This is a genomic window from Flavobacterium sp., from assembly GCF_044371705.1.
Taxonomy (GTDB): domain Bacteria; phylum Bacteroidota; class Bacteroidia; order Flavobacteriales; family Flavobacteriaceae; genus Flavobacterium.
This window is the reverse complement of the sequence record NZ_JBILTE010000081.1, coordinates 1-11,677: the sequence shown is the minus strand read 5'-3', so window position 1 is coordinate 11,677 and position 11,677 is coordinate 1. Positions and strand designations below refer to the sequence as shown.

11 protein-coding genes and 2 tRNA genes are annotated in these 11,677 nt (G+C 35.5%); 6 read left to right on the top strand and 7 right to left on the bottom strand.

What is annotated here, in order from left to right:
• Positions 1–244: 244 nt before the first annotated feature.
• Together ACIQ2S_RS07235 and ACIQ2S_RS07230 are read left to right on the top strand one after the other, a co-directional pair.
• On the top strand, positions 245–1,693 hold the full coding sequence (locus ACIQ2S_RS07235) for a T9SS type A sorting domain-containing protein (RefSeq protein ID WP_396174449.1): 1,449 nt from the start codon (positions 245–247) through the stop codon (positions 1,691–1,693).
• Positions 1,694–1,721: 28 nt separating this feature from the next.
• Entirely contained in the window at positions 1,722–3,902 is a 2,181-nt protein-coding gene (locus tag ACIQ2S_RS07230) for a B12-binding domain-containing radical SAM protein (protein WP_396174446.1), read from the top strand.
• A gap of 38 nt (positions 3,903–3,940) precedes the next feature.
• Here the strand turns inward: ACIQ2S_RS07230 and ACIQ2S_RS07225 are convergent, their stop codons facing one another.
• The 5 genes from ACIQ2S_RS07225 to ACIQ2S_RS07205 all read right to left on the bottom strand — a co-directional run bounded on the left by ACIQ2S_RS07225 (position 3,941) and on the right by ACIQ2S_RS07205 (position 8,672).
• Positions 3,941–4,177 carry a YdcH family protein gene (locus tag ACIQ2S_RS07225; protein ID WP_396174444.1) on the bottom strand — a complete coding sequence of 79 codons (237 nt, stop codon included), beginning with the start codon at positions 4,175–4,177 and terminating at the stop codon, positions 3,941–3,943.
• Positions 4,178–4,297: 120 nt separating this feature from the next.
• On the bottom strand, positions 4,298–4,726 hold the full coding sequence (locus ACIQ2S_RS07220) for a hypothetical protein (protein WP_396174441.1): 429 nt from the start codon (positions 4,724–4,726) through the stop codon (positions 4,298–4,300).
• A gap of 6 nt (positions 4,727–4,732) precedes the next feature.
• On the bottom strand, positions 4,733–6,037 hold the full coding sequence (gene rimO, locus ACIQ2S_RS07215) for a 30S ribosomal protein S12 methylthiotransferase RimO (RefSeq protein WP_396174439.1): 1,305 nt from the start codon (positions 6,035–6,037) through the stop codon (positions 4,733–4,735).
• Positions 6,038–6,143: 106 nt separating this feature from the next.
• Positions 6,144–7,634 carry an OmpP1/FadL family transporter gene (locus ACIQ2S_RS07210; protein WP_396174437.1) on the bottom strand — a complete coding sequence of 497 codons (1,491 nt, stop codon included), beginning with the start codon at positions 7,632–7,634 and terminating at the stop codon, positions 6,144–6,146.
• Positions 7,635–7,721: 87 nt separating this feature from the next.
• On the bottom strand, positions 7,722–8,672 hold the full coding sequence (locus tag ACIQ2S_RS07205; protein WP_396174434.1) for a hypothetical protein: 951 nt from the start codon (positions 8,670–8,672) through the stop codon (positions 7,722–7,724).
• A 99-nt stretch (positions 8,673–8,771) separates the two neighbouring features.
• On the opposite strand from ACIQ2S_RS07205, the gene proS reads away from it, so the two are divergent.
• The 4 genes from proS (at position 8,772) to rpsT (ending at position 10,922) form a co-directional block, all read left to right on the top strand.
• A complete protein-coding gene (proS, locus tag ACIQ2S_RS07200) occupies positions 8,772–10,250 on the top strand; it encodes a proline--tRNA ligase (protein WP_396174432.1) in 1,479 nt (492 codons plus the stop codon).
• A 78-nt stretch (positions 10,251–10,328) separates the two neighbouring features.
• Positions 10,329–10,400 (top strand) — tRNA-Glu (locus ACIQ2S_RS07195).
• Between the two features lie 41 nt (positions 10,401–10,441).
• Positions 10,442–10,513, top strand: a tRNA-Glu gene (locus tag ACIQ2S_RS07190).
• A gap of 157 nt (positions 10,514–10,670) precedes the next feature.
• A complete protein-coding gene (gene rpsT / locus ACIQ2S_RS07185; RefSeq protein WP_396174430.1) occupies positions 10,671–10,922 on the top strand; it encodes a 30S ribosomal protein S20 in 252 nt (83 codons plus the stop codon).
• Positions 10,923–10,992: 70 nt separating this feature from the next.
• Here the strand turns inward: rpsT and ACIQ2S_RS07180 are convergent, their stop codons facing one another.
• Entirely contained in the window at positions 10,993–11,391 is a 399-nt protein-coding gene (locus ACIQ2S_RS07180; protein ID WP_396174427.1) for a response regulator, read from the bottom strand.
• Positions 11,392–11,393: 2 nt separating this feature from the next.
• Positions 11,394–11,677 (bottom strand): ATP-binding protein (locus tag ACIQ2S_RS07175; RefSeq protein ID WP_396174425.1); only part of this gene is annotated, 284 nt, incomplete at its 5' end.

Sequence of the window (11,677 nt, the reverse complement as noted above, 5' to 3'; positions counted from 1 at the left end):
GAAAACGGTTATACAACGCTGACAGCTCCGATTTTTGGTTTAAGTAATCCACCATGATAGAGGTAAAATATCCCGATTCTTGGTAGCTGATACAGTCCGTTGGCATAGTTAGAAATTTTCGTAAAAATACAGAAAATAAAAATAGTGAAAAGTGGTTTAACAAATGGTTAGGAAAACCAACTTTAAGAGATTAATTTGATTTTACTGCGAAATTTAATTAATTTAGTAGTTTAAATAGAAAATCATGGACAAATTATACTGTTTCGCATTTTTTTTCTGTTTTTGCTCTTACGGACAAAGTTTGGTTAGGGTGGAGCCTCAAAATTTCACGTCTGTTTTTAGCTTTGGGACAAACGGTAATTTCAATACCAATGAAGTAGCTGTTTTTGGATATGATGCGATGTTTCCAAATGGCGTAAACAAATTATATCTTTTTAATTCAGCTACCGGAATGACGCCCAACGGAGTTTTACAAGCTCCTGAGACCAATCAGAAATTAGGTGGTGGTATTGAAATGACTGATAATTATTTATATGTTGGTTCCTCTTCCAACACTACCAACGTTTTAAATGGAGGTGCAGTTTATGTTTTTAAAAAGGTAAATAATGTATGGACTTATTTACTTAAAATTCAACCAAGTTTTCAATTTGAGAATGATTATTTTGGGTCAAACATCGTTTTTCACAATAACCAATTGTTTATTACCGCTGCTGGTTATGATTCTAGCGGAAGTCCAACTGTAAATAATGGAGCCATATATGTATACAACCAAACGAATGACACTTTTGCTTTTCAACAAGTTTTAACCGGTGTTGCAGGTAATTTTTCTTTTGGCACTTCGGTTGAAATAGAAAACGACATGCTAGTTACAACTTCAGGAAATTTAACAGCGGATAGTGTTCACACACTGAAAAAAATAAATGCTGTTTGGCAATTAGTTAATACCACACAAATGCCTGCATTTGATTTTGCTGTTGGACAACCTTATGTTCCAAATTTTTGGCGTGCAAGTTTTTCAAATGAAAAATTGTACTTATATCATATTTTGGAGGATAGTCAAAGTATGTTAGGACAAAAAATGATTAAAATTTATAATTGGTCCAATAGTCTATCAGAATGGACTTTTGCTGAAAATTTTATGTTTACTGAAGGTGATTATTTAGAGTATAAAGTAAAAGTTAAAGGCAATAATATATTTATTGTCCCTGTTGGTGAATATATTTTGCAAATTGAACGGAAAAATCCTGCCTATCATTATAAATTCAATGGAGCAACTTGGAGTTATTATAATGGTTATACTGGTATGAGTACAATTACTAATGATAATTTTGGCTTTTTCACGTTGATAAAGGATAATAAAGTTTTATTTGGTAATTCTTCAGAACGTTGGAATAGTCCTGTTACACCTAATAATGGAGGAGCCTATACATTAGATGTTACTTTGAGCACCAATCAGTATGAAAGACCCGTTGTGAATGTATATCCAAATCCGACCGACGGAATGACAACGATTGATTTTTTAAATTCAGTTATTAGTTCCGTTGAAATCTATGACAGTTTAGGTAAAATGGTTTTTGAACAGAAGTCCGAAAGTTCATTGCTGAATTTATCACATTTGAAATCAGGAATTTATTTTTGCAAAATTATTTCTGTTGATAATGAAGTTGCCTATCAAAAGATAATAAAGAGATAAAAAGCTACTTTTGCAAAAAGCTTTTCCCTTGAAAAACCTCCTCCTCATCACACCACCGTTCACTCAACTGAATACGCCGTATCCGGCCACAGCCTATTTGAAAGGTTTTCTGAATACCAAAAGCATTTCCTCTTTTCAGATGGATTTAGGTATCGAAGTGATTCTGGAAATTTTTTCAAAAAAAGGATTAGAAAGCATTTTTGCAACTTCCAGCTCCCATCTTCCATCTTCCAACCTTGAACGCATTTTTGCTCTTAAACAAGATTACATCCAAACCATCGATTCAGTCATTACTTTTCTTCAAGGAAAAAACCCAACCCTAGCTCGTCAAATTTGTTCTGGTAATTTTCTGCCCGAGGCTTCTCGTTTTGATCAGTTGGATGATATGGAATATGCATTTGGAACCATGGGAATACAAGACAAAGCAAAACATTTAGCCACTTTATACCTCGAAGATTTGTCCGATTATATTGTGGCATGCAAAGATGAAAATTTCGGGTTCAGTCGGTATGCCGAACGACTGGGTAGAAGTGCCAATTCCTTTGACGAAATGTATTATCAATTGAATCAACCACCAACATATATTGATGGCATCACATTAAAGATTCTGAAAGAAAGGCTGCAAGAGGTTCAACCCAAATTAGTTTGTTTCTCTGTTCCTTTTCCGGGAAATTTGTACAGTGCCTTTCGATGTGCACAATTGATCAAAACCCATTTCCCCGCTGTTAAAACAGCGATGGGAGGCGGTTTTCCCAATACCGAATTAAGAAATTTAAAAGATAAACGGGTTTTTGAATTCTTTGATTTTATTACCTTGGATGATGGAGAATTGCCCATTGAATTATTGGCTTCTAGCCTCAAGCTTCCAACTTCCAACCAATACAAAAGAACCTTCCTCCTTGAAAACAATGAAGTCGTTTACAAAAACAATTCACTTCAACACGACTACAAACAATCAGAAGTCGGAACACCTGATTACTCCGATTTGTACTTAGATAAGTATATTTCTGTAATAGAAATCGCCAATCCGATGCACAGTTTGTGGAGTGATGGTCGTTGGAACAAACTCACCATGGCACATGGTTGCTATTGGGGGAAATGTACTTTTTGTGATATTTCACTCGATTATATTAAATTATACGAACCCATTGCTGCCAAATTATTGGTAGATCGAATGGAGGAACTCATTGCCCAAACAGGCGAAAATGGGTTTCATTTTGTAGATGAAGCTGCTCCACCCGCTTTGATGCGTGAAGTAGCTTTGGAGATCATACGTAGAAGGTTAACCGTAAGTTGGTGGACCAACATTCGATTTGAAAAAAGTTTTTCAGCTGATTTGTGTCAGCTCTTAAAAGCTTCCGGATGTATAGCAGTTTCAGGCGGATTGGAAGTGGCTTCTGATCGGTTATTAGAACTCATCAAAAAAGGCGTTACAGTGGAACAAGTGGCTCAAGTAACCCGTAATTTCACTGAATCCGGGATTATGGTGCATGCGTATTTGATGTACGGCTATCCTACACAAACCATTCAAGAAACGGTTGATAGTTTGGAAATGGTTCGTCAATTGTTTGAATTGGGTATTTTGCAGTCCGGTTTTTGGCACCAGTTTGCCATGACAACCCACAGTCCGGTGGGAATGTTTCCGGAAGAATTTGGAGTTGTTCCGCACCAAAATGAAATTACTTTTGCCAATAATGATATACTGTTTACCGACAAAACAGGTATCAATCACGATAAATTTAGTTTTGGTTTAAAAAAATCACTTTTCAATTATATGCACGGCATTTGTTTTGACTATGAGTTGCAGGAGTGGTTTGATTTTAAAATTCCTAAAACAAAGATTTCTCCTAATTATATTATAGCTTGTTTAGAAAAAGAAGATTTATTTGTTAGTAAACCCACAGCAAAAATTGTTTGGATAGGAGGGAAGCCTGCGACCGAATTTTTCACCAAATCAAAAAAAGGCCGGTCCTGGGAACTGATAAAATTGCTATTTCATTCCAAAACTGCGGCGTTTGACATTTCTTTAGAAAAAGAGAAAGGACTATGGCTTGTAAACACTTTAAATACCTGTTCTGTATGTAACGAGAAGCCTATCATTTATTCACAACTCAAAACGGATTTTGAATTATACTTTGAAGATTTCGAATTATTTTGGTTTTCAAAGCCAATAAAATTATTAAAAGAGAATGGGTTACTCCAATTCTAAAAAAAAGAGCAGTTGATTGGGTCAACTGCTCTTTTTTTTTAACTACTGGTTAGATAATTATAAATTTCATCTTTCAAGAAAACCCGATCTCTTCTTTTGTGTGTTAATTCATCATCTGTTGCAGGAATTTCACCTTTTTCAATTTCAAATATTTCTTTGTCTAGGGAGTGGTAAGAACCTAATAGGACTTGAAATTCCTCATTGTGATGATATAAATCTTTGATTTTGTCTAAATACTCCGGGAACTCTTGAACAATTGGATGTGTGGTTATCATAGTTGTAGAATTTATTAAATTAATAGTCATTTATTTTCATGAATCTAATTTACTAAAACTCTGTTTTTATATTTATGATAATTATCAGTTTATGTTTCTAATTACAATAAAAAAAATGATTTATTCTTCCTCTTTATCTTTTTTATCTTTCTTTTTTTTGCTTTCTTTTTTGCTGGTTCTTTTCGCTTGCAACTCTTGAAATTTAAGCAGTTGCTCCGGATTCAGTATTTTTATTACTTTTTCATCAAAAACATTGACTACTTTTTCATATTGTATTAATTTCTCTTCGTAAGAAATATTTTGTTCTGAAATTTTTTTAGATGCTTCAACATTTTCCTTTACATATATTTTGATTGCGGCTTCTTGAAAAGAGTCTAATTTGAGTTCTTTTTTTAAAAATGTCATTGTAGATTCTACGGGATCAGGAGCTTCATATTTCTGAGGAGTAGTTTGTGTATTGGGTACCACCTGTCTATTTACCTGAGCAATTGCTTGGTTTTTTGGTAATCCTACTACTATCAGAAGGAAAGTAATAAATATTTTTTTCATAGTTAGTTAAGAAATTGGTTCGCCAAATAAGTCAAATTCTGTTGCGTCAATTATTTTTATCATCGAGAAATCGCCCACTTTCACATAAAATTTTGAAGCGTCAATTAATACCTCATTGTCTACGTCAGGACTATCAAATTCAGTTCTGCCTACAAAATAGGAACCTTCTTTTCTGTCAATTATGCATTTGAATGTTTTTCCAATCTTTTCTTGATTTAAATCCCAAGAAATTTGGGCTTGAATGTCCATTATTTCTGTGGCTCTTTGTTGTTTTACTTCTGCAGGAACATCGTCATCTAAAGCAAAAGCATGTGTATTTTCCTCGTGCGAATAGGCAAAACAACCCAAACGCTCAAATCGCATTTCCTGAACCCAATCTTTTAAAATCAGAAAGTCCTGCTCTGTTTCTCCGGGATAGCCCACAATTAGTGTGGTACGAATAGTCATATCGGGTACAGCTTTTCTGAATTCTTTTAATAAATTAGTTGTTTTTTCCTGCGTTGTGCCTCTTCGCATTGATTTTAAAACGGAATCAGAAATGTGTTGCAAAGGAATATCAATATAATTACAAATTTTAGGTTCTTTTTTCATTAAATCTAAAACGTCCATCGGAAAACCGGTTGGGAAGGCATAATGCAAGCGTATCCATTCGATTCCATCTACTTTTATCAAGTTTTCTAATAGTTCGGCAAGGTTCCTTTTTTTGTAGATATCTAAACCGTAATAGGTTAAATCTTGAGCAATTAATATTAGTTCTTTCACCCCGTTTTTGGCTAGTTTTTCAGTTTCGGCCACCAATTTTTCAATAGTTTGTGACACGTGTTTGCCCCGCATCAGCGGAATCGCACAAAAACTGCAGGGTCGGTCACACCCTTCGGATATCTTTAAATAAGCATAATTTTTTGGAGTCGTAGTTAATCGTTCGCCCAAAAGTTCATGTTTATAATCGGCTCCTAAAACTTTTAAAAGTTGAGGCAAATCAGATGTCCCAAAATACTGATCTACATTTGGAATTTCTTTTTCCAGATCCGGCTTGTACCTTTCAGACAAACAACCGGTTACAAAAACTTTATCTACAATTCCTTGTTCTTTTTTGTCAACGTATTCCAATATTGTATTTACGGATTCTTCTTTTGCATTATCAATAAATCCACAGGTGTTAATAACAACTATGTTTCCTTCTTGCTCGTGTACAACGTCTTTTCCACTTGCTCTGAGTTGTCCCATCAAAACTTCACTATCATAGACGTTTTTGGAGCAGCCAAGAGTGATTACATTTATTTTGTTCTTTTTTAATGATTTTGTTCGCATTTATATATAAATAGGATTGCAAAATTAGGTATTTATATTCACATACGTCTATAAAAACCGCAAACCACCATATTAAGGTGGTTTGGCAGCTATTTTATGAGTACTTTTACAATCCGAAAAGGAAGGTTATAAAAAATGAGTCCACTTGGTTTTTTACATTTGCAGGTGAAGTTAATCCTTGACTAAAAAATCCTTGATTGCTGGTTCTTTGCATATTGGAATAGGCGAAATCTACTTTCATTGGTCCAAAATCATAACCAACACCGGTTGAAAAACTATTTAAGTCACCTAAGGTAGTTCCATTTTTATACGGACTTTCTTCGAAGCGGTACCCTCCACGTAGACTAAAATTTTTGATACGATATTCGGCTCCTACACGTATTTCACTAGTGCTTTTTAAAATAGAGGACATTTCTGCATTTAAACCATTAAAGTAAGGATCGCCGCTCGGACTAAAACGGAGTGAATTATAATCTTTGAAAGCATAATCTACACTTAACAATCCTGTTTTTCCAAATACATAAGCAAAAGCAGTTGATATTTTCCAAGGAGTATTAATTCCGTAAGTAGGAAATATGTTAATGATTCCAGGGTTAACCACATTACTAAACGATGTGCCATTTTGTGCGTCAGTTGAGGCTAAATATTGCGTAGTTTCATCGGTTAAGTTATACCAGATCGGAGAGTCATAGGTTAATCCGAATCGCAATCCATCCACTACTTTTACTATGGTACCCAATTGGAATGAAAATCCATTACCATAGGTAAGTAAGGAATTGTCAAACTGCATACGCTGTAAACCATTTTGAGTATCATTATTGTTTGACTCAAAAAAATTGGTTACTTGAAAGAAATCAACAAAATGAGAGTTTAAATTTAAACCAAAATGAAACTTATCGTTTACTTGTGCCGCGGCATTAAAAACGATTTTACCATTATAACCATTTGAGTAGGTAAAATTTTGTTGGTAATAGTCTCCGGCCGGAACGTTAGAAGTATAAAGCGTGTTGTTCGGAGCATTAGAAATTGGATTAATTAGATATCCTTCATATCCCATGAATGCTTGTTGCTCAGCATAATTCATGGAAGAGTAGGGTAGCCCAGTAATGACATTTAATGGAATTCCATTTGCATAACTTAAAAAGTAATTAGCTACCGAGGTAGTTGGATTTGTGCCATTTGAATAAATAAAATTATCAAAGTTATTACTATTTTCATACGTTATACCTAATGAAAACTTGTTTACTTTAGAGGAAGAATTATTTGCTTTAAAAACAAAAACGGCACCAAATTGATTCATTTCAAAACTACTGTCGCATGCTGATGAGGTAGTGCCAAAATAATTTGATGTATTGTTCGAGCTATGGTTTCCAAAAGAGAACCCTATTTGGTTGTAATTAAAGACCGCCGAACTGGCCGGATTTATACTTACAGAGGATAAATCTCCACCTAAGGCACCAAAAGCACCACTCATTGCTCTAAAACGAGCGGTTCCTGAAATATTATCTTGAGAGTATCTAACGGCATCCTGAATTAGTTGGGAATAAACAGTAGACACACTTAAGCCCATGAGTAAAACAAAAACAATCTTTTTCATTTTAATTTTGAATTTAATTGGAATCAATAATCTAAATGCTACGTGAATGGATGTAAAAATCACATTTAGTGCAGGAATTGAGATGGATTAACCTCTTCCACCACCTGATCTTCCACCGCCGCCTCCACCGCCGCCTGATCTTCCTCCACCGCCACCGCCGCTTGATCTTCCGCCGCCATAAGAACCTCCACTGGAACTTCTAGTGCCTCCAGAAGAGTAGTTACTTGACCTTGTTGAAGGGCTAGATGACCTTGTAGTAGTGGAAGTGCCAACTGATCTAGTGGTAGTTCTTGATGAATTACTATAACCGGACTGGTTTCTAGTCCCTGAAGTTGACCGTGTTGTATAATTAGAATTTCTAGTGCCTGCGGTGTTTCTAGTTCCGCTCACGTTTCTACCTGCTGTGCCATATCTGCCTGAAGAAGAATAGTTTCTGCCACCGTAAGTGCCTGATCGATTTCCGTTATAGTAAGCACTACTTCCTCTTCTCGAATTGTTGTAAGAATATCCATAACCGTATGCTCCGCCGTAGCCATAGTTAGGGTATCCCCAACCCCAGCCTGGGCCATACCAGTTATTCCAACCCCATCCCCATCCGGGTCCATACCAACTATTCCAACCCCATCCCCATCCGGGTCCCCACCAAGAATTCCAGCCCCAGCCCATTCCCCAGCCCATTCCTATTCCCCAATTGTCCCAACCGGAGTCGTAAACATTGACGGTTATGTTGCTTGGATTTTCCCCCCAACCAGAATAACTTCTTTCGGCAACTGCTGTTGAATCCAAGTTTTCATCGTATTCATCGTATACAACAATTCCTTTGCTTTCAAGTTCTTTGGTTGTGAAATACTGTTTATAGGCACTTGCGTTTGAAGTGTTTTCAGCAGGATTTTTCTGAGTTGTACCAGAGGAATAAATACCATCTGAATCAGAATTAGTACTATTTTGAGTAGAACCACAAGAGGTTAAATTGAATAACAATACTCCTGAAAAGGAGACTAATGTTAATTTAGTTAAGTGTAGATTAATTGTTTTCATAGCGTTCGATTTATGTTGGAATCAATACAAATTTACTTATTTTTGCTGAGTTATTTTCTTATATTTTATATTAACAATTTTTATGCCAATTTATTCCCAATGAGCAAGAACCTTACAAAAAGAGCAGAAGATTATTCAAAATGGTACAACGAACTTGTGGTGAAGGCTGACTTAGCCGAAAATTCAGGAGTAAGAGGGTGTATGGTGATTAAGCCGTATGGCTATGCAATTTGGGAGAAAATGCAAGCAGAACTCGATCGAATGTTCAAAGAAACCGGACATTCAAATGCGTATTTTCCACTTTTTGTACCTAAAAGTATGTTTGAAGCAGAGGAAAAGAATGCAGAGGGTTTTGCAAAGGAATGTGCTATTGTTACACATTATAGGCTCAAAAATGACCCTGATAATAAAGGAAAATTGATGGTAGATCCAAACGCTAAGTTGGAGGAAGAATTAATTGTTCGACCTACAAGCGAAGCGATTATTTGGAGTACTTATAAAAATTGGATTCAATCCTACAGAGATTTACCGCTTTTAATCAATCAGTGGGCGAATGTTGTTCGATGGGAGATGCGTACCCGCTTATTTTTAAGAACCGCAGAGTTTTTATGGCAAGAAGGACATACAGCACACGCAACGCAAGCAGAGGCCATCGAAGAGTCAGTAAAAATGATGAACGTCTATGCTGAATTTGCTGAAAACTTCATGGCTATTCCGGTTATTAAAGGTGTTAAGACGGAATCTGAACGTTTTGCAGGTGCTGTTGAAACTTATTGTATTGAAGCTTTAATGCAAGACGGCAAAGCACTACAAGCAGGTACTTCTCACTTTTTAGGTCAGAATTTTGCCAAGGCATTTGATGTGAAATTTGCCAATTCGGAAGGAAAGCAAGAATATGTTTGGGGAACATCATGGGGTGTTTCTACACGTTTAATGGGGGCTTTGGTAATGACGCATTCTGATGATAATGGGTTAGTTCTGCCACCAAATTTGGCACCAATTCAAGTGGTAATTGTGCCTATTTATAAATCGGACGAGCAATTGGATGCTATTTCAAAAGAAGTGGAAATTTTAGTTGCCGCTTTCCGGAAATTGAAAATCTCCGTTAAATTTGACAATAGAACGACGCACAAGCCTGGATTTAAATTTAATGAATACGAATTGAAAGGCGTACCTATTCGAATTGCCGTTGGACCCAATGACCTTGAAAACGGAACTTTTGAGGTAGCCAGAAGAGATACACTCACCAAAGAAGTTGTTTCGAAGGAAGGCATTGCTGTTTATGTTGTTGATCTTTTAGAAACGATACAAAATAGCATGTTTGCCAAAGCTTTTGAATACAGAGACAGGCATATTACAGCGGTTGATACTTTTGCGGACTTCAAGGATTTATTAGATTCTAAAGGCGGATTTCTATCAGCTCATTGGGATGGAACCCCTGAAACAGAAGAAAAGATCAAAGATTTGACCAAAGCAACTATTAGATGCATTCCATTAAGTAGAAAAGAAGAGTCCGGAAGCTGCATACTTACAGGAAAACCATCGGTTGGAAGAGTGTTTTTTGCGAAGGCTTATTAAAAAAAATAAAAAAAAATTAATCTGCTATTGTGCGTCTCAAAAATAGTTGTATTTTTGCATCCGCATTCAAGAAATGACGGCCCGTTCGTCTATCGGTTAGGACGCCAGGTTTTCATCCTGGTAAGGGGGGTTCGATTCCCCCACGGGCTACAATTTAGGTTTTGTTTGAAAACCTTTCTAGAAGAACAAATGGTCCGTTCGTCTAGGGGTTAGGACGCCAGGTTTTCATCCTGGTAACAGGGGTTCGATTCCCCTACGGACTACAGAATTAGTTGTAAATAAGTTTTGTGAAATAATTATTGGTGTCTCGATTGTTATTTTATTAGTTAAAACCAAAGTAATTGTATTTATAATTGTGGGCGGTTTTTCTTTTTTAACTAGTAGTTTATATAAATTATTACAATTAAAAAATTAAAGAAAATGGCAAATCATAAATCTGCTCTAAAGAGAATCAGAAGTAACGAAAAGAAAAGAGTGTTAAACAGATATCAACACAAAACAACTCGTAATGCGATTAAAGCATTGCGATTGTCTACTGATAAAAGTGACGCAGCTTCTAAATTATCAAGCGTAATTGCGATGATTGACAAATTGGCTAAAAAGAATATTATTCATGATAATAAAGCTTCAAACCTAAAGTCAAAATTAACAAAACACGTAGCAAAATTATAATCGTGTTTTTTTAATGGAATATACATAAGCTCCCAAACGGGGGCTTTTTTTATATGCAATACTTTTGAGCTTATTTAAGATTATGAAGCATTTGCACCGTTAGTGGTTTTGATAGAAAATGGGTAACTGCTTCGTATTGTTTGGCTTTCAAATAATCTGAAGGATCAATTGTAGAGGAGAGAATGACTACTTTAACATCACTAAATTTTGGATAAACTTCATTAGAAAAATGTTCCAAAAAATCCCAGCCATTCATTACGGGCATATTTAAATCTAAAAAGATAATATCGGGAATCTGTGCCGGACTTGAAAGGTTTTTACGGTTACTTGCTTGTTTAAAAAATTCTAAAGCTTCTTCGCCGTTTTGAGCAAATAAAACAGTCGAACCAAACTCAGCTTTTATAATAACTTTTTTATAAAGCATCAGTGTGATTGGATCATCATCAACACATAATATGGTTTGGTTCATGATTATTCGTTGTTAAAATTAATTGTAAACTTGGTTCCTTTGTTTACAAAACTTTCTACCTCTATGGTTCCGCCCATTGCTTCTACTTGCGATTTAACCAAGTATAATCCGAGGCCTTTACTATCGGGATAATTATGAAAACGTTGATAGAGTCCAAATATTTTATCTTTGTTTTTTAACATGTCTATACCAATTCCATTGTCTTCAATTTCCAAATTTACACAATTTTCGTTAGTGTGTACTTTGATAGTTATTTTTAATTTGAGGTCCTTTGAGCGATATTTTA